We start from the raw sequence: 24,575 nt of genomic DNA on the forward strand, positions 1-24,575 counted from the left end.
TCGACTTCCTGTGCGCGCAGCAGCACGGCGGCGCCCGATATGCGCAGCCGGTGATTCATGCGCGCGATGGCGATGCGCTTGCCGGCGTCGACGATGGTCGTCTGCGGCACGCATTCCTCGTGCGCCACCGGCGAATTGAGCGTGTGCATGCGCAGCGGATAAAACGGCACCTTGAGGCCGAGCGGCGCGAGCAGGCGCGGCGTTTGCGCGCCCGCGGCGACCACGACGGCGTCGCCCGAGATCACCTCGACGTCGCGCGAGCGGCCCGCTTCGTGCGCCGGCGGCGCCAGCTCCACGGCTGCGCGCCGGTCTTCCAGGCGGATCGCATTGACCTCGCGGCTCATCTCGAACTGCACGCCGCCCTGGGCGTCGAGCACCTGCTTGAGCAGCTTCACGAAGAGCGGGCAGTTGGCCACCCGGCCGGTTTCGAAATGCACGCCGCCCGCAAACGGCGGGTCGGCGGGGATGGCATGGTCGAAAGCCACGCATTCCGCGGGCGAAAGCGCGTGGTGAGGCGTCTCGAAGCGGCGCAGCAGTTCGAGGGCCGGTTGCGTGAGCGACCATTCGTCGTTGCCGCGCACGAGGTAGAGCAGTCCGTCGCGCTGCTCGTAGTCGAGCTGGAAGCGCGCGTCGATGTCGGCGAGCGCCGCTTGCGCCGAGTCGATGAGCGGGCGCAGCAGCGCATAGCGCCCGGCGAACGCCTCGGAGCCGTGCAGCGTGGCGAGGCGCTTGACGAAACCGTGCGCGTGCCCGCGCCAGCCCGTCTTGCTGATCACGCCGCCGGACGATTGACGGCCATTGCGCAGGAAGGTGGGGCCGAACCAGACGTCGAGCGGCGTGGGCAGCGTAATGCCGCTATGCCCATAGGTCGCGCCTTGCGCAACGGTGGCGTGGCGTTCGACTACGCAGACGCGATGCCCGGCCGCGCGCAGCTGCCAGGCGGTAGCGATGCCGGCGATTCCGCCGCCGATGACGATGACATCCATGACGATACGATCTGCAGGCAGGCGGCGCTCGCTCGGGTGAGGGCGTCCTGCCGAAGGTGGGGCGTGCGGCGCGCCGAAGCCATGCCCGGGTGCGCCGATCAGACGAAACGCGCAATCATAGCAGCGAAAGCGTCCGCGTCGCCATGCGCGAGGCCGGCTTGCCACACGCGTGTCGCACGGCCACCGGGGCGGTCAGGACAGGCCTTCCGGGTTATAATCGCGGTCTCCCTTCGCCTGACCGTCGCCATCCCCCGCGCGACGCATCGCCACCTTGCGACGTGTTTCGCGCGAGGCGAAGCCGCGACGCAACTCTGACGCAACCTCGACGCAACGCCCCAGTCCATGGCCCACTTCTCGTGTTTCCCCGGCGCTTCGGCCCTTTCCGACTTCCGTCAGACCCGCCTGCTCGAGACGCTTCAGCGTATCGACGCCAACATCGTCGGCGTGCACGGCCAGTATCTGCACTTCGTCAATTCGGCCGAGCCGCTCTCTGCCGACGACAGCGCGAAGATCGACGCGCTGATGCACTACGGCGCGCCGTTCACGGCCCCGCAGGAGCGCGGCAGCGCGCTCACGTTCCTCGTCGTGCCGCGCTTCGGCACGGTGTCGCCGTGGGCGAGCAAGGCCACGGACATCGCGCACCATTGCGGCCTCGAGCAGGTGCGCCGCATCGAGCGCGGCGTCGAATACACCGTGGTGCTCAAGTCGGGCCTGCTCGGCGGCAAGAAGACGCTCCCGGAAGAGGCGCACGCCGCCGTCGCCGCGGCGCTGCACGACCGCATGACGGAAAGCGTGGCGCCTTCGCGCGACGCGGCATTGCATCTGTTCGACGAACTGCCGGCCCGCCCGATGCAGACGGTCGACGTGCTCGGCCACGGCCGTGCGGCGCTGGAAACGGCCAACGGCGAACTGGGCCTCGCGCTCGCCGACGATGAAATCGACTATCTCGTCGACAACTTCAAGAAGCTCGAGCGCAACCCGACCGACGTCGAGCTGATGATGTTCGCGCAGGCCAACAGCGAGCACTGCCGCCACAAGATCTTCAACGCGAGCTGGACGATCGACGGCCAGGATCAGGATATGTCGCTTTTCGCGATGATCCGCAACACCGAGAAGATCAGCCCGCAGGGCACGATCGTTGCCTACTCGGATAACTCGTCGATCATGGAAGGCGCGGTCGCGGAGCGCTGGTTCCCGCGCAAGAACCACGCCGACGGCACGCCCGGCGAACAGTACGGCCGCCACACCGAACTCACGCACACGCTGATGAAGGTGGAGACGCACAACCACCCCACGGCGATCTCGCCGTTCGCGGGCGCGGCGACGGGCTCGGGCGGCGAAATCCGCGACGAAGGCGCGACGGGCCGCGGCGCGCGTCCGAAGGCCGGTCTCACGGGCTTCACGGTTTCGAACCTCGATCTGCCCGACGCGCGCGAAGCATGGGAAGACGCGCGTGACGCGGCCGTGCCGCTCGCGCTGCGCAACCCCGCCGACACGCAGGGCGCCTATGGCCGCCCGGACCGCATCGCTTCGCCGCTGCAGATCATGATCGACGGCCCGCTCGGCGGCGCCGCGTTCAACAACGAATTCGGCCGGCCGAACCTCGGCGGCTATTTCCGTACCTACGAGCAGAACGTGGCGGGCACCGTGCGCGGCTATCACAAGCCGATCATGATCGCGGGCGGCCTCGGCAATATCAGCGCGCAGCACACGCACAAGCACGACCTGCCGGCCGGCACGCTGCTGATCCAGATCGGCGGCCCGGGCATGCGCATCGGCATGGGCGGCGGCGCGGCCAGCTCGATGGCCACCGGCACCAATACCGCCGAACTCGACTTCGACTCGGTTCAGCGCGGCAACCCGGAAATCGAGCGTCGCGCGCAGGAAGTCATCAATTCGTGCTGGCAGCTGGGCGAGCGCAACCCGATCCTGAGCATTCACGACGTGGGCGCGGGCGGCCTTTCCAACGCCTTCCCGGAACTCGTCGACGGCGCCGACAAGGGCGCGCGCTTCGAGCTGCGCAAGGTGCAGCTCGAAGAGTCGGGGCTTTCGCCGCGCGAAATCTGGTCGAACGAATCGCAGGAACGCTACGTTCTCGCGATTGCGCCCGCCGATCTGGCCGAATTCCAGGCGATCTGCGAGCGTGAGCGCTGCCCGTTCGCCGTCGTGGGCGTCGCGACCGACGCGCGCGACCTGAAGCTCATCGACACCGACGAGCAGGCGCTCGCGGCCAACGGCGGCCACCAGCCCGTCGACATGCCGATGGACATCCTGCTCGGCAAGCCGCCGCGTATGCACCGCAACGTCGAGCACGCGAGCGTGCCGCTCGCGCCGGTCGAAGTCACGGGCGTCTCGCTCGACGAAGTCGCGAAGAGCGTGTTGCGCCACCCGACCGTGGGCAGCAAGTCGTTCCTCATCACCATCGGCGACCGCTCGGTGGGCGGCACGACGGTGCGCGACCAGATGGTCGGCCCGTGGCAGGTGCCGGTGGCCGACTGCGCGATCACCGCGCTCGACTATGCGGGCTACAAGGGCGAAGCGATGACGATGGCCGAGCGCACGCCGCTCGCCGTGATCGATGCGCCCGCATCGGGCCGCATGGCCGTGGGCGAGGCGATCACCAACATCGCCAGCGCGCCCATTTTGTCGCTCGACAAGCTCAAGCTCTCCGCGAACTGGATGGCCGCGTGCGGCGCACCGGGCGAGGACGCGGCGCTCTACGACACCGTGAAGGCGATCGGCATGGAGCTGTGCCCGGCGCTGGGCATCGGCATTCCGGTGGGCAAGGATTCGCTCTCCATGCGCACGAAGTGGAACGAAGCAGGCGTGGCGAAGGAAGTGGTCGCGCCGGTATCGCTCATCATCTCGGCGTTCGCGCCGGTCGACGACGTGCGCCGCCACCTCACGCCGCAACTGCGCCGCGTCGACGAGGCGGGTGAGTCGGTGCTGATCGCGATCGATCTGGGCCGCGGCAAGAATCGCATGGGCGGCAGCATCTTCGCGCAGGTCACGCAGCAGGTCGGCGACGCGGTGCCTGACGTCGACAGTGCCGAAGACCTCAAGCAGTTCTTCACGGCCATCCAGCAACTGAACGCGAACGAGCAGCTGCTCGCGTACCACGACCGCTCGGACGGCGGCCTGTGGGCGACGGTGTGCGAAATGGCTTTCGCGGGTCACACGGGCGTGTCGCTGAACGTGGACATGCTCGCGCTCGACAGCGAGCACGAGTCCGACTACGGCGACGCCAAGGACTGGGCGAAGCAAACGAGCGGCCGCCGCGAAGACCGCACGCTGCGCGCGCTCTTCTCCGAAGAACTGGGCGCCGTGATCCAGGTGCCGGCACAGCAGCGCGACGTCGTGATGGGCGTGCTGCGTCAGCATGGCCTCTCGGTGTGCTCGCACGTGATCGGCACGCTGAACAATCGCGACTCGATCGAAATCTACCGTGACGCGAAGCGCATCTACGAAGCGCCGCGTGCGGAGCTGCAACGCGTGTGGAGCGAAGTGAGCTGGCGTATTGCGCGTCTGCGCGACAATCCCGCGTGCGCCGATTCCGAATACGACGCGCTCCTCGACGCCGCCGATCCGGGCATGCAGCCGCATCTCACGTTCGATCCGGCCGAGGACGTCGCCGCGCCGTTCATCGGCAAGGGTGCGCGTCCGCGTGTGGCGATCCTGCGCGAGCAGGGCGTGAACTCGCACCTCGAAACCGCTTACGCGTTCGACCGCGCCGGTTTCGACGCGCACGACGTCCACATGAGCGACCTGCTCGAAGGCCGCGCCACGCTCGCCGACTTCGCGGGTGCGGTGGCCTGCGGCGGCTTCTCGTACGGCGACGTGCTGGGCGCGGGCGAAGGCTGGGCCAAGACGATCCGCTTCAACGCGAAGCTCGCGGACATGTTCGCGGCCTTCTTCGCCCGTCAGGACACGTTCGCGCTCGGCATCTGCAACGGCTGCCAGATGATGTCGAGCCTCGCCTCGATGATCCCGGGCGCCGAAGCCTGGCCGAAGTTCACGCGCAACAAGTCGGAGCAGTTCGAAGCGCGCTTCTCGCTGGTGGAAGTGCAGGGCTCGCCGTCGATCTTCTTCAACGGCATGGAAGGCTCGCGCATTCCCGTGGCGGTCGCGCACGGCGAAGGTTTCGCGGACTTCTCGCAGCAGGGCGACATCGCGAAGGTCGCGGTGGCGATGCGCTACGTCGACCATCGCGCCCAGGCAACCGAGGCCTACCCATTCAATCCGAACGGCTCGCCGCAAGGCATCACGTCGGTCACGACGCCCGACGGCCGCTTCACCGTGCTGATGCCGCACACCGAGCGCGTGCAGCGCACGGTGACGATGAGCTGGCACCCCGAAGCCTGGGGCGAGGCGAGCCCGTGGATGCGTGCGTTCCAGAACGCGCGCAAGTGGGTGGGCTAATGCGCCTCGCGAACCACGCGAACTTCGCGGACGGTTGACGCCGGAGCAGGGCAACTCGCCCCGGCGGAAAACCCCGTTCCTGCCTCGATTGCGAGTGCGGACCGGGGTTTGTGCTTTTTGAGCGCCGGCCGGTGGGACCTTGCGGCGAAAATCGACATTAATCGCCGCACATTTTGCGGTGATTGGCTTGCGCGTGCGGCGAATACGTCTCATAATCGCCGCATGAATAGCGGCGAATACACCTACATCTGGGAAGCCGGCGACTGGCCTCAATGGCGCTTCGATCTGGCGGCGCTCGCCGAGCCCATGGCCGAGGTCAGCCGCGCCCAGGGCCTGCTGGTGGGCAGACTGGCCGATGTGGGACTCGCGCTGCGCGATCAGGCGAGCCTCGCAGCCCTGACGGAGGACGTGCTCAAGACCAGCGAGATCGAGGGCGAGCAGCTCGACGTCGCCTCCGTGCGTTCGTCCATCGCGCGTCGCATGGGCGTGGACATCGGGGCGCTCGCGCCGGTAGACCGCCACGTGGAAGGCGTGGTGGAGATGGTGCTCGACGCGACCACCAACAGCCGCGCGCCGGTCACGCGCGAGCGCCTGTTCGGCTGGCACGCCGCGCTATTTCCCACGGGCTACGCGGGCCTGTCGCGCATCAACGTCGGGGCATGGCGCGACGATGCGAGCGGGCCCATGCAGGTGATCTCGGGGCCGATCGGCCGTCAACGCGTGCATTTCGAGGCGCCGCCCGCGAACCGGCTGGAAGCCCAAACGCAGCGCTTTCTCGACTGGCTCAACGGCCCGCCGCGAGAGCCGCCGTTGATCAAGGCGGCCCTCGGCCACTTGTGGTTCGTCACGCTGCACCCGTTCGACGACGGCAATGGCCGCGTGGCAAGAGCCATCGGCGACCTGCTGCTCGCGCGCGCAGACGGCAGTGCGCAGCGCTTTTACAGCCTCTCCGCGCAGATCCAGCGTGAGCGCAAAGGGTATTACGACATTCTGGAGCGCACGCAGCGCGGCTCGATGGATGTCACGCTCTGGCTCGCCTGGTTCTTCGACGCGCTGCATCGCGCGGTCGATCAGGCGCAAATCACGCTGGACGCGGTGCTCGCCAAGGCGCGCTTCTGGCGCGAGTGGGCTACGACGCCCTTCAACGAGCGCCAGGTCAAGCTCCTGAACCGCTTGCTCGACGGCTTCGACGGCAAGCTCACGAGCGGCAAGTGGGCGGCTATTGCCAAATGCTCGTCCGATACGGCCTTGCGTGACATCAACGACCTGGTGGCGCGTGGCGTGTTGCGCAAGACGGAGGGTGGCGGGCGCAGCACGAGCTACGAGCTCAACGCGTAGCCGCAAACAAAAACCCCGCGCCTTCGAGGGTCGCGGGGTCTTTTGCAGCACTTGGAGCCGCGTGCAGCCTTACTGAATCTTCGCCTGCTTGCGCAGATTCTCTTCGAACGCCTGCAGCTTTTCCTGCTGGATCTGCTGGACGATCTGCGGGCGCACCTGCTCGAGCGGCGGCGGGGTGACCGGGCGGATGTCGTCCACGCGGATGATATGCCAGCCGAACTGCGTGTGCACCGGCGTATCGGTCATCTGGCCTTTCTGCAGATGCGTGGCCGCAGCCGCGAATTCCGGCACATAGGCTTTCGGATCGGACCAGTCGAGGTCGCCGCCGTTCTTGGCCGAGCCCGGGTCCTTCGAGTACTGCTTCGCGAGGTCTTCGAAGCTGGCGCCGGCCTTGATCTTCGCGATCAGGTCCTTGGCCTGCTGCTCGTTGTCCACGAGGATGTGGTGCAGATGGTATTCGCTGCCGCCCGCATCCTTGGTCAACTGGTCGTAGCGCGCCTTGACTTCGGCGTCGGTCGGCTGGTTGTTCTTCACGAAGTTCTGAATCAGCGCGCGCAGCACGACGGTCTGCTGGGCCACGGCGATTTGCGCCTTCACGTCCGGGTTGTTCGGAATGCCCTCGCGAATGGCTTCCTGCATGAGGATTTCGCGGTTCACGAGCTCCTCGCGCACCGCCATTTGCAGTTGCGGCGAATCCTGCTGGCCTTGTTGGACAAGCTGCTGGACCAGCGCATCGGCGCGCGCTTTGGGAATCGGCGTGCCGTTCACGACGGCGATGTTCTGCGCAAAGGCGGGAGCCGCCGCGCAAGCAGCCAGCAACACCCAGAGATGGGTCTTCTTCAAGGTCATCGGAAAGTCCTAACGGGGCGAACCAAAATGGCGAACAAAAAAGTCGAAATCTAACGTGGGCTAGCGGGGCAGCGCCGCGGCTTCTTCGGGCGTGAGCGCCGTGATCGCGAGAGCGTGGATGCCGCGCTGCATGGCCTCGGCCAGCGCATCATACACCATGCGATGCCTTGCCACGCGGGCTTTCCCCGCGAATGCGCCCGCAACGATCGTGACATGATAGTGACCGCCGGCAGCGGCGCCCGCGTGTCCGGCATGCTGCGCGCTGTCGTCGCGTACGTCGATCGAAACCGGGGTGAGCGCCGCGGTCAGGCGCGTTTCGATGAGCGCCATGCGCTCGGCGGGGCTGGCGTTGAGAAAGACGTCGCTCATTCTTCTTCCTTCATGTAACGCGAAAGCCACAGGCTCTGGCCGACGATGAACACCACGAGAATGCCGGTCGCGCCGAACAGCTTGAAGTCGACCCACGCGTCGGTGGAGAAGTGGAATGCCACGAAGAGATTAAGAATGCCGAGCAGCGCGAAGAAGATCGACCAGACGAAGTTCAGTTGCGTCCAGATGCGCGGCGGCAGGGTGATCTGCTTGCCCATCATCGCTTCGATGAGGTTCTTGCCGAAGGCCATCTGCGAGACGAGCAGCACGACCGAGAACGCCCAGTAGAGCACGGTCGGTTTCCACTTGATGAAGGTTTCGTCGTGCAGCATCAGCGTGGCGCCGCCGAACACGACGACGATGCCCAGCGAAAGCCACAGCATCGGGTCGACCTTGCGGTGACGGAATGCGACCCACGCGATCTGCACGAGCGTAGCTCCAATCGCCACGGCCGTAGCCGTGAAGATGCCCCACAGCTTGAAGGCGACGAAAAAGAGGATGATCGGGAACAGATCAAACAGGAATTTCATTATCGGCCTGAGAGTTGACGAATTGAGCCCGGCAAAAGAGGGCACGACGCTGTCAAGGCCGCATTGGGCCCCGCGCGGGGGCGCGGGGCTGCCTTGCCAACGTTCACTTGGGCTCGAATTGTAGCGCAGCCGAATTGATGCAATACCGAAGGCCCGTCGGGGCCGGACCATCCTCGAACACGTGGCCGAGGTGCGCGCCGCAGTTCTTGCAGCGCACCTCGATACGCAGCATGCCGTGCGTGCGGTCGGTTTTCTCTTCGATCACCTCGCCGTTGATCGGGCGGAAGTAACTCGGCCAGCCGCAACCCGCGTCGAATTTCGTGTCGGACTCGAAGAGCGGCGTGCCGCAACACACACAGTCATACACACCGCGATCGAAATGATCCCAGTACTTGCCCGTGAAGGCGCGCTCCGTGGCCGCATGGCGCGTGACCTGATACTGGCCTTCGTCGAGCTGCTCGCGCCATTGCTCGTCGGACCGGTAGCCGGGGTAGGAGGGTGAGTTGTGGTCGTCCTGGCTCATGTCGGGTTCCTGTCGGGTGGGAAACAAGGATCAAGTAGATGGGGGCGCGCTCACGAAGAGCAACTGACTTCGAGCGAACTCGCCCAGTCGGGCGGCAGCCCTGCGTACGACGCGTTTTCGGGCTGCTCGTCGAATGGCCGCTCGAGCACCCTGGCGAGCCGCTCGACTTCGCTGAAGTCCTTCTGCGCAGCGCGCTCGATCGCCGTTTGCGCGAGGTGATTGCGCAGCACGTATTTCGGATTGGTGCGGTTCATCGCCTCGGCGCGCGCAGCGTCGTCGCGTGTTTCGTGCGCGAGGCGCGCGCGGTAGTCGGCAGCCCACGCGTCGAAGGCGGCGCGATCGAGAAAGAGATCGCGCACCGGCGTGTCGCCACTCGCGTCATGCTTCGAGACGCGCGCGAGATGGCGATACGTGAGCGTGAAATCGGCACGGTTGGCATGCATGATTTCGAACAGCTTGTTCGCGAGCGCGTCGTCGCCTTCGCGCTCGTGTTCGAGGCCGAGCTTCGCGCGCATGCGCGCTTCGAGCGCGGGCGCGAAGTGCCCCTTGAAGCGTTCGAGCACGCCTTGCGCGTCGGCTACCACGCGCTCGCCGCGCTTCTTTTCGTCGGCGATGTCGTAGTGCGCGCCGAACAGCGGCACGAGCGCCTGCGCGAGGCAAAAGAGATTCCAGTACGCGATCTGCGGCTGCATGCGATACGCGTAGCGGCCCTGCGAATCCGAATGATTGCAGATGTGGTTGGCGTCGAAGCCGTCCATGAAGCCGAACGGACCGTAATCGATCGTGAGGCCGAGGATCGACATGTTGTCGGTATTCATCACGCCATGGCAGAAGCCCACGGCCTGCCACTCGACCATCAGCGCTGCCGTGGTGCGCACCGCCTCGTCGAGCAGGGCGAGATACGGGTCGTCGGCTTCGCGCAGTTGCGGATAGAAGCGCGCAATCACGTGGTCGGCGAGCGCGCGCAGCGCGTCCACGTCGTCGTGGGAATAGAAGTGCTCGAAGTGGCCGAAGCGCACGAAGCTCGGCGACACGCGCGTGACGACCGCAGCCGTCTCCATTTCTTCGCGGCGCACGGGCTGGTCGGAGCCGGTCACCGTGAGGGCGCGCGTGGTCGGAATGCCGAGATGATGCATGGCCTCCGAGCACAGGAATTCGCGGATCGACGAGCGCAGCACCGCGCGGCCGTCGCCCATGCGCGAGTAGGGCGTGCGGCCCGCGCCTTTGAGCTGGATCTCGTTGCGCCTGCCCTCGTGCTCGACCTCGCCGAGCGTGAGGGCGCGGCCGTCGCCGAGCTGGCCCGCCCATACGCCGAACTGGTGGCCGGAGTAGACCGTTGCGTACGACATGGCCGAAGGCGAGCGCTCGCGCGTGAAATTTCCGCTAAAGAACCCGGCGAACGCGGGGTCGGCAACGGCGGACGGATCGAGCCCGAGTTGCGCGGCCATGGCCTGCGAGAAGCCGACGATGTAAGGCGCAGGCAGCGGCGCGCCGGGCAGTCGCGTGTAAAAGCGTGCGCCGAGCGCGGCGAAGGCGTCGTCGCGCGGCACGATCAGTGCGCGTTCGAAGTCGGCGAGCGGACCGGTGGCGGGCGGGTGCGTAGCGGACGAGCCGCCTTGGGAGTCGGGAGTGCCTGGTGAAAACGACATATTGAGGGCCTGTTGAATAGTCGATATTGTAAGTCCGCACCCGCCGGCGTGCTGGGGCACGTTCGAAGCTTGCCGGCGCGCCAGCCCGATGCGCCAAAGACAACGCCAGACAACGCCGATCAAACGCGAGGAGACCGCCACCGATGACTGCGCCGCTGCTGGGACAGATGATGGATGTGCCGCTCACGCTCCCGTCGTTGATTGCGCATGCGGCGCGCCACCATGGCAGCGCGCAGATCGTCTCGCGCCGCATCGAGGGCGATATTCACCGCTACACCTACCGCGAATGCGAGGTGCGCTCGAAGCAGCTTGCCCAGGCGCTCATTGCGCTGGGCGTGGCGCCGGGCGAGCGCGTCGGCACGCTGGCCTGGAACGGTTACCGGCACCTCGAAGCCTATTTCGGTGTGACCGGATTCGGCGCCGTGTGCCACACCATCAACCCGCGGCTCTTTCCCGAGCAGATCGCGTGGATCGTCAATCACGCCGAAGACCGCTACGTGCTGTTCGACATCACGATTGCCGCGCTCGTCGACACGCTCGCGCCGCAATGCCCGAGCGTGCGCGGCTGGATCGCGTTGTGCGACGAGTCGCACCGGCCGGCAATGCGCACGGAAGTGCTCTGCTACGAAACGCTGCTCGCCGCGCAGGACGGCCACTTCGCGTGGCCGGAACTCGACGAGCGCAGCGCCTCGAACCTTTGCTACACGTCCGGCACCACGGGCAACCCGAAAGGCGCGCTGTACACGCATCGCTCGTCGGTGCTGCATGCCTATGGCGCGTCGCTGCCCGACGCCATGGGGCTTTGCGCGCGCGATGCGATCCTGCCGGTCGTGCCGATGTTCCATGTGAACGCATGGGGGATTCCGCATGCGGCGCCGCTCACGGGTGCGAAGCTCGTGATGCCCGGCAAGGATCTCGACGGCAAGTCGCTCTATGAACTCATGGAAGCGGAAGGCGTCACCGCCTCGGCCGGCGTGCCCACCGTCTGGCTCGGTTTGCTGGCGTATGTGCGCGCAGCGGGCGTGCGTTTTACCAAGCTGCAGCGCACGGTGGTCGGCGGCTCGGCCTGCCCGCCGGCGATCCAGCGCGCCTTCGAGGACGACTACGGCGTGCAGACCATCCACGCGTGGGGCATGACGGAGATGTCGCCGCTCGGCACGCTCTCGAGGCTCAACTGGGAGCAGTCGGAGCGTCCGCGCGAAGCGCAGCAGGCGCTGCTCGAAAAGCAGGGGCGCGTGATTTTCGGCGTGGACATGAAGATCGTGGGCGAAGACGGGCGGGAATTGCCGTGGGACGGCGTGACGTTCGGCGACCTGCACGTGCGCGGGCCATGGGTGATCGACCGTTATTTCCGCCAGGAAGGCGGCTCGCCGCTCGTGGACGGCTGGTTCCCGACGGGCGACGTCGCCACGATCGACCCCGACGGCTTCCTGCACATCACCGACCGCAGCAAGGACGTGATCAAGTCGGGCGGCGAGTGGATCAGCTCGATCGACCTGGAAAACATCGCCGTGGCGCATCCGGCCATCGCGGAGGCCGCGTGCATTGCCTGCGCGCATCCGCGCTGGACCGAGCGGCCGCTCATCGTCGCGGTGAAGAAGCCCGGCGCCGCGGTGACGCGTGAAGAGTTGCTCGCGCACTTCGAAGGCAAGGTCGCGAAATGGTGGCTGCCCGACGACGCCGTGTTCGTCGACGAATTGCCCCATACGGCAACGGGCAAGCTGCAAAAGCTCAAGCTGCGCGAGCAGTTCCGCGCCTATGTGCTACCGACTGCGTTGACCGTGGAGGGCTGTCCGCTCGACCCGGCGCAAGACGCCGCGAAGCGCGGATAAGCCACCCCGAGCCGCCCGCGCAGCCGCGCAAGGTTCTCCGGCGCAGCCATCTGGCTGCGTTTTTTTCTTCCGACTTTTTCCGGTCAACCCGCCAGATTAGTGGGTTCAGTACAAACCCTGGCGTCCGCAGCGCAGCAAAAAATTGAACGAACGTTCTTTTTTGGGTATTCTGCCTGCTGACCGGGAATGTCGGACAATGAAACCGACGACGCACATCGCGGCCCGCAAGCATGGAGGCAGGCAAATGGCAGTGGACTACACGACTCGCGACGGCGTCGCCGTCATCACGCTCAATAATCCGCCCGTCAATGGCCTCGGGCATTCGACCCGCGCAGGCATTGTCGAGGGCCTCGCGCGCGCCGCTAGCGATCCGGCCGTTGCGGCCATCGTGATCACGGGCGCCGGCAAGGCGTTCTCGGGCGGCGCGGACATCACCGAATTCAACACGCCCAAGGCGATGCAGGAGCCCACGCTCCACACGGTCATCAAGGAAGTCGAAAAGAGCGCGAAGCCGGTCGTGGCCGCGATCCATAGCGTGGCCATGGGCGGCGGTCTCGAACTCGCGCTCGGCGCGCACTACCGTATCGCTGCTCCCGGCGCGCAGATCGCGCTGCCCGAGGTGAAGCTCGGCATTCTGCCGGGCGCGGGCGGCACGCAGCGTCTGCCGCGTGCGATCGGCCTGGAAGCCGCGCTCAACATGATCGTCACGGGCGCGCCTGTGATGAGCGAAAAGCTCGCGAATTCGGGGCTCTTCGACGCCATGGCGCAAGGCGATCTGCTCGAAGAGGCAATCGCATTCGCGCGCAAGGCGGCCGACAAGCCGGGCCCGCATCCGCTCGTGCGCAACCGCAAGATCGAACACGCGAACGCCGAAGGCTTCCTGCAGTTCTCGCGCAACACCGTGGGCGCGATGGCGAAGAACTATCCCGCGCCGGTGAAGTGCGTCGACGCCATTGCTGCGGGTGTGAAGCAGGGCTTCGAAAAGGGCCTCGCCTTTGAGCGCGAATGCTTCCTCGAACTCGTGCAGACGCCGGAAAGCCGCGCGCTGCGCCACGCGTTCTTCGGCGAGCGTGCCGCGAGCAAGATTCCCGATGTGCCGTCGAGCACGCCCACGCGCGATATCGAGAAAGTGGCCGTGATCGGCGCGGGCACGATGGGCGGCGGCATCACGATGAACTTCCTCAACGCGGGCGTGCCGGTCACGCTGCTGGAAACGAAGCAGGAAGCGCTCGATCGCGGCCTCGCCACGATCCGCAAGAACTACGAAGCGCAGGTCAAGAAGGGCAAGCTCACGCAGGAGAAGCTGGAGGCGCGCATGGCGCTCATCAGCCCGACGCTCTCCTACGACGACCTCAAGCAAGCCGATCTCATCATCGAGGCAGTGTTCGAAGAACTCGGCGTGAAGGAGCAGGTGTTCAAGCGCCTCGACGAAGTCGCCAAGGCTGGCGCGATCCTCGCCTCGAACACTTCGACGCTCGACGTCGACAAGATCGCGGCGTTCACGAAGCGTCCGCAGGACGTGGTGGGTCTGCACTTCTTTAGTCCTGCCAACGTGATGAAGCTGCTCGAAGTCGTGCGCGGCAAGGAAACGGCCAAAGACGTGCTCGCCACCGTCATGCAGGTCGCGAAGAAGATCCGCAAGACGGCCGTGGTGTCGGGCGTGTGCGACGGCTTCATCGGCAACCGCATGATCGAGCAGTACGTGCGTCAGGCGCTCTACATGCTCGAAGAAGGCGCACTGCCCGCGCAAGTGGACCGGGCAGTCGAAAAGTTCGGCTTCGCGATGGGCCCGTTCCGCATGAGCGATCTGGCCGGCAACGATATCGGCTGGGCCATTCGCAAGCGCCGCTATCAGGAACACCCGGACATGAAGTACTCGAAGATCGCCGATCGTCTGTGCGAGACCGGCCGCTTCGGGCAGAAGACCGGCGCGGGCTGGTACGACTACAAGGCGGGCGAGCGCAACGCGCTGCCTTCGAAACTCGTCGACGAGATGATCGTCGCGTACTCGAAGGAAGCCGGTGTTGAGCGCCGCAAGATCAGCGACGAGGAAATCGTCGAGCGTCTCGTGTTCTCGCTCGTCAACGAAGGCGCGAAGATTCTCGAAGAGGGCATCGCTTCGAAGGCGTCGGACATCGACATGGTCTATCTCACGGGCTACGGCTTCCCGCTGTGGCGCGGCGGCCCGATGCTGTACGCCGACACGGTCGGCCTCTACAACGTCGAGCGCGCGATTCGCCGCTATGCGCAGCAGCGCAATGGCGAGGCGTGGGAAGTCGCGCCTTCGATCGTCGAACTGGCTGCCAGTGGCGGTACGTTCAACTAAGCATCACTTACGGACGCAAAAGCGGACGAACAGGCGGACGAACATCATGAGAAGCGCAGACGACGTGCTCCTGCTGATCGACCTGCAATACGACTTCATGCCCGGCGGCGCGCTTGCTGTCGCGCGTGGCGATGAAGTCGTGCCGGTCGCGAACCGGCTCGCGCAGGGCTTCAGCCACGTGGTGCTCACGCAGGACTGGCACCCGGCGCAGCACGTTTCATTTGCGGCCAACCACGCGGGGCGCGCGCCGTTCGAGACGACGGCGCTGCCCTACGGCGAGCAAGTGCTGTGGCCCGTGCATTGCGTGCAGGGCACCGAAGGCGCGGCGCTGCATCGCGACCTGGACGTGCCGCACGCGCGCGCGGTGATCCGCAAGGGCCATCACGCCGACGTGGACAGCTACTCCGCGTTTCTCGAAGCCGACCGCAAGACGCCGACGGGCCTCGCGGGTTACCTGCGCGACGTAGGCGTGAAGCGCGTGTACTGCTGCGGCCTCGCGACCGACTACTGCGTGGCGTGGTCCGCGCTCGACGCGCGCGCTGCCGGCTTCGAAACCGTGCTGATCGAAGACGCCTCGCGCGCCATCGACCTGAACGGCTCGCTTGCCGCCGCGTGGCAGCAGTTGCTCGCGGCCGGTGTGAAGCGCGCGCAGGCGGCCGAGGTGCTGGCACTGTCCGCCTGAACGTCCAATCAAAGACATCCTCTGGATTCAATATTCGTAGTGGGAGACATCGCATGACTGACGCCGTAATCGTATCGACCGCCCGCACGGGCCTCGCCAAATCCTGGAAGGGCGCCTTCAACATGACGCACGGCGCCACGCTCGGCGGGCACGTGACGCAAGCCGCCGTCGAGCGCGCGAAGATCGACCCCGCCCGCGTGGAAGACGTGATCATGGGCTGCGCGAACCCCGAGGGCGCCACGGGCGCGAATATCGCGCGCCAGATCGCGCTGCGTGCGGGCCTGCCCGTGAGCGTGCCGGGCATGACGGTGAACCGCTTCTGTTCATCGGGACTCCAGACGATCGCGCTTGCCGCGCAACGCGTGATCGCGGGCGAAGGCGACGTGTTCGTCGCGGGCGGTGTGGAATCGATCTCGTGCGTGCAGAACGAGATGAACCGCCACATGGTGGCCGAAGGCTGGCTCAACCAGCACAAGCCCGAAATCTACTGGAGCATGCTGCAAACGGCCGAGAACGTCGCGAAGCGCTATGAAATCTCGAAGGATCGCCAGGACGAGTACGGCGTGCAGTCGCAGCTGCGCGCGGCGGCCGCGCAGGCAGCCGGTCTCTTCAACGACGAAATCGTGCCGATGACGGTCCTCGCCGGTGTCGCCGACAAGGCCACGGGGCAGCTCGTCACGAAGGAAGTGACGATCGCCGCCGACGAAGGCATTCGCGCCGACACCACGCTCGAGGGCGTTGCGAAGATCCGCACGGCGATGCCGGGCGGCGTCATTACGGCCGGCAACGCGAGCCAGTTCTCGGACGGTGCGAGCGCCTGCGTCGTGATGAACGCTAAAGTCGCGGAACGCGAAGGCCTGCAGCCGCTCGGCATTTTCCGCGGCTTCGCCGTGGCGGGCTGCGAGCCGGACGAGATGGGCATCGGTCCCGTGTTCGCCGTGCCCAAGCTGCTCAAGCAGACGGGACTGAAGGTCGAGGACATCGGCCTGTGGGAGCTGAACGAAGCGTTCGCGGTGCAGGTGCTGTACTGCCGCGACAAGCTCGGCATTCCCGCCGACCGCCTGAACGTGAACGGCGGCGCGATCGCCGTCGGTCACCCGTACGGCGTGTCGGGCGCGCGCCTCACGGGCCACGCGCTCATCGAAGGCAAGCGCCGCGGCGCGAAGTTCGTCGTGGTGACGATGTGCATCGGCGGCGGGCAGGGCGCTGCCGGCCTCTTCGAGGTCGTTTGATGCACGGTGCGGCGGACTCGCGAGAGTCTGCCGCCGCCTCGGCCACACCACCGCTTTCCCGCGGCTTTCCGCGTGCCGAGCCGCTCTCGCACCCGTGCCGCTGCGGGTATCATGACGGCTATCGGCGCGCGCACGGTGCGGCGCCTGTTCCCATGCAGACTGAAAGAGGTGAGTTCGTGATTCGTCATATCGTGATGTGGAAGCTCAAGGAGTCGGCCGAAGGCGCGACGCGCGCCGAGAACGTCGTGAAGTTCAAGGCGCTGCTCGAAGGCTGCCGCGATCTCGTGCCGGGCACGCTGCACCTCGAAGTCGGTGTGGCCGAGCCGGGCCTCGCTTCCACATTCGACCTCGTGCTCGTCTCCGACTTCGCCGACCAGGCCGCGCTCGACGGCTATCAGGACCGCCCCGAGCATCTCGTCGTGAAGCAGTTCGCGAAGCTCGTGGTCGAGTCGCGTCAGTGCGTGGATTACGTGGTCTAACGCGCATCATGACCGGTACCGCAGATCAATCGCAGGGCGGCGGCGCGCCAAAAAGCGAAGACGCTCAAGAACCGCAACCATCGCTCACGATCATCGAGAGTCCCTTCGTCGAGCACCTCGGCGCGCAACTCGTGAGCGCGCGTGACGGCGCGAGCGAAGTCGTGCTGCCGCTCGCCGAGCGGCATCTGAATACATGGGACGTCGCGCACGGCGGCGTCACGATGACGCTCGCCGACATCGCGCTCGCCATGGCCGCGCGCAGCGTCGCCGCCGACGGCGTGGGCGTCGTCACCGTCGAAATGAAAGTGAACTTCATGCAGCCGGGGCGCGGCGAATTGCGCGCCACCGGCCGCGTGCTGCACCGTTCCACCACCATGGCCTATTGCGAAGGCGAGATTCGCGACAGCGAAGGCCATTTCGTCGCCAAGGCGCTCGGCACCTTCAAGTACATGCGCCGGCTTGCGGTGGGCCGTGACGTGACGCGTCAGCGTCTGCGCAGCGACCCCAGCGCGCGGCCGGGGCCGAGCGACGGTTAAACGCGCAATCGGGCGCGTGCGAGGGCTTTGCTCGTGCGCACCCGGGTGCTGTTCTCTCGCGCGGCAGGCGTGCAACGCCTCGCCGCGCCCAACGAAGCAACACGGATGCCATGACCCAGACCAATCGCCAGATCCTGCTCGCTTCGCGCCCGGAAGGCGCCGCGAGCGTCGATAACTTCCGCCTCGTCAAAACGCCGCTCGCACCGCTCGAAGAGGGCCAGCTGCGCGTGCGCAACCACTATCTCTCGCTCGATCCGTACATGCGCGGGCGCATGAACGACAGCAAGTCGTACGCAGCGCCGCAGCCGCTCGACTCGGTGATGATCGGCGGCACGGTGGGCGAGGTGGTCGAGTCGCGCAACCCGAAGTTCAAGGTCGGCGACAAGGTCGTGGGCATGTTCGGCTGGCAGGAGTTCGGCACCTCGAACGGCAGTGACCTGCATGTCGTCGATACGACGCATGTGCCGCTTTCCGCGTACCTCGGGCCGGTCGGCATGCCGGGCGTCACCGCGTGGTACGGCCTGAATCGCATCATCGAGCCGAAGGCGGGGCAAACCGTCGTCGTGAGCGCGGCGAGCGGCGCGGTGGGCAGCGTGGTCGGCCAGCTTGCGAAGCGCGCGGGCTGCCGCGCGGTGGGTATCGCGGGCGGCGCGGACAAATGCCGCTATGTCGTGGAGACGCTCGGCTTCGACGCATGCGTCGACTACAAGGCCGGCAATCTCTATCAGGATCTCAAGGCCGCGACGCCGGACGGCGTGGACGGCTACTTCGAGAACGTCGGCGGCGCGGTGCTCGACGCTACGCTCGCGCGCATGAACGCGTTCGGCCGCATCGCGCTGTGCGGGATGATCGCCGGCTACGACGGCGAGCCGATGCCGCTCAAGTATCCGCAACTGCTGCTCACGCAGCGCCTGCTTGCGCAGGGCTTCATCGTGAGCGAGCACATGGAAGTGTGGCCGCAGGCGCTCGCTGAACTGGGTACGCTGGTCGCGAAGCAGCAGCTCGCGTATCGTGAGACCGTGGCCGAGGGGCTCGAGAACGCGCCCAGCGCGTTCCTCGGCATGCTCAAAGGCCACAACTTCGGCAAGCAGCTCGTCAAGTTGATCTAACTATCTGAGTGTGAGCGCAAGCGCCCTGGAAGGGTGCTTCGCTTTTCAGTGCGCAGTATTCACCGCAACCTTCACCGCAGGATTCGCAATGTCCGAACCGTTTGAGTTCGACGGCCGCGTGGCTGTCATCACGGGCGCGGCAAGCGGCTTTGGCCGCGCGTTCGCGCAACAGGCCGCAGCGCTCGGCATGAAGCTCGTGCTCGCCGATGTCGATCAGACGCTGCTCGACGAAACCGTCAATGCCTTGCGCGAAGGCGGCGCGCAGGCCATCGACGTGCGCACCGACGTGCGCGATGCCGCGCAGGTCGACGCACTCGCTAAGGCCGCGCTCGACGCGTATGGCAAGGTCCATCTGCTCTTCAACAACGCGGGCGTCGGCACCGGCGGCTTCGTGTGGGAAAGCACCGCGAAGGACTGGGACTGGGTGTTCGGTGTGAACGTAATGGGCGTGGCCAATGGCGTGCGTAGCTTCACGCCAGCCATGCTCGCGCAGGGCGAGCGCGCGCATATCGTCAACACGGCGTCGGTGGCGGGGTTGCTTTCGCCGCCCGCCATGGGCGTGTACAACGCGTCGAAGCATGCCGTGGTCTCGCTCACCGAGACGCTTTATCACGACCTGAAGAACGTGACCGACAAGGTGAGTTGCTCGTTGCTGTGTCCGGCCTTCGTGTCGACCGGCATCGCGAACGCCGAGCGCGCCCGCCCTGACGATCTTCGCAACGAAGAACCACCCACGCGCTCGCAGCAAGCCGCCGATCTGCAGTTGCAGCGCGCGGTGCGCTCCGGCAAGCTCACGCCCGACGACGTCGCGAAGGCGACCTTCGACGCCGTGCGGGACGGGCACTTTTATATCCTCACGCATCCGCAGATTCTTCCTTCGGTGAAGCTGCGTCATGAGGACATCGAAACATTGCGCAACCCGACCGATCCGCTCTCGCTCAAACCTGAAGTCAAGAAAGCGCCGCAATAAACGCGGCGGTGGTCACGCTCGTGCGTTACGACGGCACGATCCACGAGTTCATCAAGATGGGCGCGTTCATCGACGAGGCGCGGCGCGCACAGCAGCAGGCCGCGCACGCGCCGCGCGTCGCGTACGGCACGGGCGACTGAAACGCGCTCAGCCTCTTTCGACGGTATAGGTTTCGTGGCGCTCGAAGGCGCCCGGGCGGACGACGCGATGCGCGCCGTCGTCGTCGCTGCGCTCTAGCGCTTCCACATCCAGCAGGGTGCCGCGCAGCGTGACGCGCAGCGCCGTGGTGCCGCGTGTGCCGTAGTCGGGCGTTTCGATGAATGCCGCGGAAAGCGCACGTTCGCGTTCGAGCGAAATGCCCGTGGCGGGCAACTCGCGGTCGGGCGCGACCTGCGGGTCGCGCATCATGTCTACGAGCCGCGCGAGTGGGACTTGCGCGTCGCCCGTCGCGAGCTGTGCGAGTTCTGCGCGCTTGCGTACGAGCTTGGGCCACGGCGTGTCGAGCACGGCATTGGAAATGCCGTGCGTGCCTTCGGGCAGCAAGGCCGGCGCGCGGTCCGCGCGATTGCAGTACCACGCCAGCTCGCGCCGCGTCCAGTCGCCGACGATCAGATTGAAGCCGTTATAGAGATCGCCCGAGCGCGCGATCTCGTCGAGATAGCCGAGCGGCGTATCGGGCAGACCTTGCGCGCCGGTGAGCCAGCGCGAGACGAGCGTGCCGCGCGTGGGCGCGTCGGGGCGCATGTCGTTCGGCGCGCGATAGTTCGTGAGCGCGGCGAAGCGGCCGCGGCGCGTCATGCCCAGCCACGTGCCGCCGCCGACGAGATCGCGGCCCGCCAGCACGCCCGTTGCCGAACTGCCCTGGGACGTGACGTCGTCCGAGGCGTTCCACCAGTGCAGCGGGTCGGCGGTGCGGCGCAGGAACTCGTCGCGGTTGGCCGCGAGCGTGAAAAGCGCGCCGGCGCGCGCGCGCGGACGCCAGTCGAACACGATCAGGCACATGGAAGTGGCCCCTGCAGGGTCGGGTCTGGGGCCATGCCCAGGCAACGCGAGGCGCCGGGCGCCTCACGTGCAATGGACGCGGTGCGCAGCGTCAAATTTCGGCCGGCAACGCGTACGGCAGCGGCAACACGCGCAGCGCGGGGCCGTCCGCGGCGCCGAGATGCACGCTGCCCGTTTCGAGTGCGGCAAGCTTGATCTCGGCGAGCAGATCGACGCCGCCCTCGGGCGCGGCGGCGGCGTTCACGACCATGCCGCACGGCTGGCTCGGGTCGTCCGAATGGAAAAGCTCGGCCCCCGCATGCGCGGCGTCCAGATTCGCGGCCACATTGGCGAGCGCGGTGCGGCGCTTGATCGTGCCGCGATACTGGCTGCGCGCGACGATTTCCTGGCCGGGGTAGCAGCCCTTGCGGAAGTTCACGCCGCCCAGCACGTCGTAGTTGACCATCTGCGGCACGAACTGCTCGCTCACGGCCTGCGTGATGCGCGGCTCGCCCGCGCGAATGTCGAGCCAGTCCCACACCGCCGGCGACACGCGCTCGACCAAACCCTCGAGCTTCGCGAGGCGCTCCTGCACCGCTTGCTTCGGGCCGACCCACAGATAACGCAGCACGCCGGCCGCGTCGGGCACACGGATCAGCGTGCCTGCGGGGTCGTCCACCTTCACGTGCACGCCGTCGGGCAGCGCGTCGAACACGCTCGCGAGCGCGCCGCGCACGTCGCCAGCGAGCCCCACTACGAGCAGCTTGTCGCTGTCGTCGGTGAGCTTGGCCTTGGCCCGCAGCACGAACATCGACAGGCGTTTTTGCACCGGCGCCTGTACGTCCTTCGAGATCAGGAGACGGATCGTGTCGCCGGTCTTCCAGGTGAGGAACGAGGCGAGCAGACGGCCCTTGGGCGAGCAGTAGCCCGCGAGGCGCGCGCCGGCCACGTCGAGATGCTGGACGTCGTTGGTGAGCTGGCTGTGCAGGAAGGTCGCGGCGTCGTCGCCATTGGCGTCGATCACGCCGAACTGCGGCAGGATCGCGTAGGCGCCGCCTTTCAGAACGGCGTCGAAGTCGGCCGTGGATTCAGGAGCGGAAAGCGTGGAAGCGGGATCGAGCGGTGAGTTCATGGATTCGGGGAACAGTCAATCCTGACTTTAGCGAAGGCAAGCAGTTATTATATGAGGTCCCCCTGAGTCGTGTTTCCATGTCCCTTCTGAAGAAATGCCTTGTTGCCGGCGCCGCGCTAGTCGTGATTGGCGCCGCCGCGGCAGGCGGCGTGTGGCGCTGGGCCACCACGCCGCTCGAACTGGCCGCCCCACAGCTCGACGTCACCATCAAGCCGCACAGCACCGTGCGCAGTGTCACGCTCCAATTGCGGCGCGGCGGCGTGCCCGTGCAGACGCAACTTTTCGTGCTCATGACGCGCGTGCTCGGTTTGCAGAGCCAGCTCAAATCGGGCAACTACGAATTCAAGGCGGGCATCACGCCCTATGAGGTGCTGCAGAAAATGGCGCTCGGCGACGTGAACGAGTCCGTCGCCACCATCATCGAGGGCTGGACGTTCAAGCATATGCGCGCCGAACTCGACGCGAACCCCGCACTGCGCCACGACACGGCCGGCATGAGCGACGCCGAGCTGCTCGCCGCGATCGGCGCGCCGCCGGCGCCGAACGGCAGCGGCGAGGGGTTGTTTTTCCCCGACACCTATCTGTTCGACAAGGGCTCGAGCGATGTCGATGTCTATCGACGCGCGTATCACCTGATGCAGACGCGTCTGAACGAAGCATGGACCGCGCGCGCCCCCGGCTTGCCGCTCAAGTCGCCCTACGAGGCGCTGACGCTCGCGTCGCTCGTCGAAAAGGAGACGGGCCGCGCCGCCGACCGCGCGCTCGTGGCGGCCGTGTTCTCGAACCGCCTGAAAGTGGGCATGCCGCTGCAGACCGATCCCGCCGTGATCTACGGTCTGGGCGACAACTACGCGGGGCATTTGCGCAAGCGCGATCTGCAGTCGGACACTCTTTACAATACCTACCTGCGCCTTGGGTTGCCGCCAACGCCCATTGCGCTGCCCGGCGTCGCGGCGATCCAGGCGGCGCTCAATCCGGCATCGACGGCTGCGCTGTACTTCGTGGCGCGCGGCGACGGCAGCAGCGTCTTTTCTGACAATCTTGTCGACCACAACAAGGCCGTCGACAAATACATCCGGGGAAATTAAATGGCGCGGGGCCGATTCATCACGTTCGAGGGCATCGACGGCGCGGGCAAGACCACGCATCTCGCCTGGTTTTGCGATCAACTCGCCCAGAAACTCGGGCCGACGGGCCGTACGGTCGTCATGACGCGCGAACCCGGCGGCACGCCGCTGGGCGAGTCGATCCGGGAACTCGTGCTGCATCAGCCGATGGACCTCGAAACCGAGGCGCTCCTGATGTTCGCGGCGCGCCGCGAGCACCTCGCCAAGGTGATCGAGCCCGCGCTCGCGCGCGGCGACTGGGTCCTGTCCGACCGTTTCAGCGACGCCACCTTCGCCTACCAGGGCGGCGGCCGCGGGCTGCCGCGCGACAAGCTCGAAACGCTGGAGCGCTGGGTGCAGGGCGGTTTCCAGCCGGACCTGACGGTGCTGTTCGACCTGCCGCCCGATACGGCGAGCGAGCGGCGCGGCGCGGCGCGCGAACCCGATCGCTTCGAAAGCGAGTCCGATGCGTTTTTCAAGCGCACGCGCACCGAATACCTGCGCCGCGCGGAAGAGGCGCCGTATCGTTTTGCGATCGTCGATTCGTCGCAGGGCATCGACGCGATTCGCAAAAAACTCGAGCAAGTGATCGCAGCGCTTTGATTTCGAAGCGATATTTGGCGCTCTTATAGGGCTGCGCGATCTTCATGTGAATTCTGCAGAAGACCGCTTAACCGATTGATTCCGAAGATGATCTATCCCTGGCAAACCGACGACTGGCTACGCCTGCAGCAACTGCGCAGCCACTGGCCGCACGCGCTCCTGCTGCATGGCCAGGCGGGCATCGGCAAGCTCCAGTTCGCGCAGCATCTCGCGAAGGGGCTGCTCTGCGAAGCGCCGCAGGCCAATGGCGAGCCGTGCGGCGCCTGTGCGGCCTGCAACTGGTTCGTCCAAGGCAATCATCCGGATTACCGCATCGTCGTGCCCGAGGCATTGGCGGGCGAAATCGGCCAGGCCGGCGACGACGAGGCCAAAGCCGAAAAGGCCGACAAGGCCGACGGCGAAGAGGGCAAGAAGGGCCGCGCGCCGAGCAAGGAAATCCGCATCGAGCAAGTGCGGGCGCTGCTCGACTTCACGGGCGTGGGCTCGCATCGCGGCGGCCTGCGCGTGGTCGTCCTGTATCCGGCCGAGGCGCTCAACGTCGCCGCCGCGAACGCGCTGCTGAAGACGCTCGAAGAGCCGCCCGCGGGCGTGGTGTTCCTCGTGGTCTCGGCGCGCATCGACCGCCTGCTGCCGACCATCATCAGCCGCTGCCGCCAGTGGCCCATGGGCACGCCGGCGCCCCAAGCCGCTGCGACCTGGCTCGCGCAGCAGGGCGTGGACGACGCGCCGGCGCTGCTCGCCGAAGCCGGCGGCGCGCCCCTCGCGGCGCTCGCGCTCGCGCACGACGAAAACCGCACGCTGCGCGACTGGACCCTGGCCCAGCTCGCGGCGGGCCCCGCCTGCGACGCCTTTGCGTGCGGCGAGACGCTGCAGAAGCTGCCGGTGCCGCTCGTGCTCGGCTGGCTGCAGCGCTGGGTCTACGAC

The 24,575-nt window shown here is 66.7% G+C and carries 22 protein-coding genes; 14 read left to right on the forward strand and 8 right to left on the reverse strand.

Annotated features, from left to right (window positions below):
- Positions 1-986: FAD-dependent oxidoreductase (locus AB4Y43_RS37750; protein ID WP_368730086.1), on the reverse strand; the 986-nt coding region annotated here is incomplete at its 3' end.
- A gap of 342 nt (positions 987-1,328) precedes the next feature.
- Here AB4Y43_RS37750 and purL point away from each other — a divergent pair.
- Complete coding sequence (purL, locus tag AB4Y43_RS37755) at positions 1,329-5,405, forward strand: phosphoribosylformylglycinamidine synthase (protein WP_342945724.1); 4,077 nt, start codon at positions 1,329-1,331, stop codon at positions 5,403-5,405.
- A 222-nt stretch (positions 5,406-5,627) separates the two neighbouring features.
- Positions 5,628-6,743 (forward strand): Fic family protein, encoded by a 1,116-nt coding sequence (locus tag AB4Y43_RS37760; protein ID WP_342945725.1) that lies wholly within the window; start codon positions 5,628-5,630, stop codon positions 6,741-6,743.
- A 69-nt stretch (positions 6,744-6,812) separates the two neighbouring features.
- Here the strand turns inward: AB4Y43_RS37760 and AB4Y43_RS37765 are convergent, their stop codons facing one another.
- The 5 genes from AB4Y43_RS37765 to AB4Y43_RS37785 form a co-directional block, all read right to left on the reverse strand.
- A complete protein-coding gene (locus AB4Y43_RS37765; protein WP_069268088.1) occupies positions 6,813-7,592 on the reverse strand; it encodes a peptidylprolyl isomerase in 780 nt (259 codons plus the stop codon).
- Between the two features lie 60 nt (positions 7,593-7,652).
- Positions 7,653-7,961: a BolA family protein gene (locus AB4Y43_RS37770; RefSeq protein WP_342945726.1), complete on the reverse strand. Its 309-nt coding sequence runs from the start codon at positions 7,959-7,961 to the stop codon at positions 7,653-7,655.
- Positions 7,958-8,491 carry a septation protein A gene (locus AB4Y43_RS37775; RefSeq protein WP_069268086.1) on the reverse strand — a complete coding sequence of 178 codons (534 nt, stop codon included), beginning with the start codon at positions 8,489-8,491 and terminating at the stop codon, positions 7,958-7,960. The genes AB4Y43_RS37770 and AB4Y43_RS37775 overlap by 4 nt, the downstream gene beginning before the upstream one ends.
- Before the next feature lie 103 nt (positions 8,492-8,594).
- Positions 8,595-9,014 (reverse strand): peptide-methionine (R)-S-oxide reductase MsrB, encoded by a 420-nt coding sequence (msrB, locus tag AB4Y43_RS37780; RefSeq protein ID WP_342945727.1) that lies wholly within the window; start codon positions 9,012-9,014, stop codon positions 8,595-8,597.
- Between the two features lie 50 nt (positions 9,015-9,064).
- Positions 9,065-10,663, reverse strand: coding sequence for a YdiU family protein (locus tag AB4Y43_RS37785; protein WP_368730087.1), 1,599 nt, complete (start codon positions 10,661-10,663; stop codon positions 9,065-9,067).
- A 143-nt stretch (positions 10,664-10,806) separates the two neighbouring features.
- Here AB4Y43_RS37785 and AB4Y43_RS37790 point away from each other — a divergent pair, with 143 nt between their 5' ends.
- From AB4Y43_RS37790 to AB4Y43_RS37830, 9 genes are all read left to right on the forward strand, one after another.
- On the forward strand, positions 10,807-12,495 hold the full coding sequence (locus AB4Y43_RS37790; protein WP_368730088.1) for a 3-(methylthio)propionyl-CoA ligase: 1,689 nt from the start codon (positions 10,807-10,809) through the stop codon (positions 12,493-12,495).
- Between the two features lie 244 nt (positions 12,496-12,739).
- Positions 12,740-14,821 (forward strand): 3-hydroxyacyl-CoA dehydrogenase NAD-binding domain-containing protein, encoded by a 2,082-nt coding sequence (locus AB4Y43_RS37795; RefSeq protein ID WP_342945730.1) that lies wholly within the window; start codon positions 12,740-12,742, stop codon positions 14,819-14,821.
- A gap of 46 nt (positions 14,822-14,867) precedes the next feature.
- A complete protein-coding gene (gene pncA / locus AB4Y43_RS37800; RefSeq protein WP_368730089.1) occupies positions 14,868-15,503 on the forward strand; it encodes a bifunctional nicotinamidase/pyrazinamidase in 636 nt (211 codons plus the stop codon).
- A gap of 53 nt (positions 15,504-15,556) precedes the next feature.
- On the forward strand, positions 15,557-16,735 hold the full coding sequence (locus AB4Y43_RS37805) for an acetyl-CoA C-acyltransferase (protein ID WP_342945731.1): 1,179 nt from the start codon (positions 15,557-15,559) through the stop codon (positions 16,733-16,735).
- 176 nt (positions 16,736-16,911) lie between these two features.
- Complete coding sequence (locus AB4Y43_RS37810) at positions 16,912-17,214, forward strand: Dabb family protein (protein WP_368730092.1); 303 nt, start codon at positions 16,912-16,914, stop codon at positions 17,212-17,214.
- Between the two features lie 89 nt (positions 17,215-17,303).
- Entirely contained in the window at positions 17,304-17,750 is a 447-nt protein-coding gene (locus AB4Y43_RS37815; protein WP_028207000.1) for a PaaI family thioesterase, read from the forward strand.
- A gap of 110 nt (positions 17,751-17,860) precedes the next feature.
- On the forward strand, positions 17,861-18,859 hold the full coding sequence (locus tag AB4Y43_RS37820; RefSeq protein ID WP_342945732.1) for an NADP-dependent oxidoreductase: 999 nt from the start codon (positions 17,861-17,863) through the stop codon (positions 18,857-18,859).
- Positions 18,860-18,947: 88 nt separating this feature from the next.
- On the forward strand, positions 18,948-19,829 hold the full coding sequence (locus tag AB4Y43_RS37825; protein WP_069268078.1) for an SDR family oxidoreductase: 882 nt from the start codon (positions 18,948-18,950) through the stop codon (positions 19,827-19,829).
- A gap of 8 nt (positions 19,830-19,837) precedes the next feature.
- On the forward strand, positions 19,838-19,969 hold the full coding sequence (locus tag AB4Y43_RS37830) for a hypothetical protein (protein WP_256094984.1): 132 nt from the start codon (positions 19,838-19,840) through the stop codon (positions 19,967-19,969).
- 7 nt (positions 19,970-19,976) lie between these two features.
- Here AB4Y43_RS37830 and AB4Y43_RS37835 read toward each other — a convergent pair whose 3' ends face one another.
- Positions 19,977-20,831, reverse strand: a complete 855-nt coding sequence (locus tag AB4Y43_RS37835) for an NRDE family protein (protein WP_368730090.1) — start codon at positions 20,829-20,831, stop codon at positions 19,977-19,979.
- Positions 20,832-20,922: 91 nt separating this feature from the next.
- Positions 20,923-21,942, reverse strand: coding sequence for a folate-binding protein (locus AB4Y43_RS37840; RefSeq protein ID WP_342945734.1), 1,020 nt, complete (start codon positions 21,940-21,942; stop codon positions 20,923-20,925).
- Between the two features lie 77 nt (positions 21,943-22,019).
- On the opposite strand from AB4Y43_RS37840, the gene mltG reads away from it, so the two are divergent.
- The 3 genes from mltG to AB4Y43_RS37855 form a co-directional block, all read left to right on the forward strand.
- Positions 22,020-23,030: an endolytic transglycosylase MltG gene (gene mltG, locus AB4Y43_RS37845; protein ID WP_342945735.1), complete on the forward strand. Its 1,011-nt coding sequence runs from the start codon at positions 22,020-22,022 to the stop codon at positions 23,028-23,030.
- Entirely contained in the window at positions 23,031-23,651 is a 621-nt protein-coding gene (gene tmk / locus AB4Y43_RS37850; RefSeq protein WP_342945736.1) for a dTMP kinase, read from the forward strand.
- 87 nt (positions 23,652-23,738) lie between these two features.
- A partial coding sequence (locus AB4Y43_RS37855) for a DNA polymerase III subunit delta' (RefSeq protein ID WP_368730091.1) occupies positions 23,739-24,575 on the forward strand: 837 nt, incomplete at its 3' end.

It is taken from the genome of Paraburkholderia sp. BR10872 (assembly GCF_040965835.1).
Lineage (GTDB): Bacteria > Pseudomonadota > Gammaproteobacteria > Burkholderiales > Burkholderiaceae > Paraburkholderia > Paraburkholderia nodosa_A.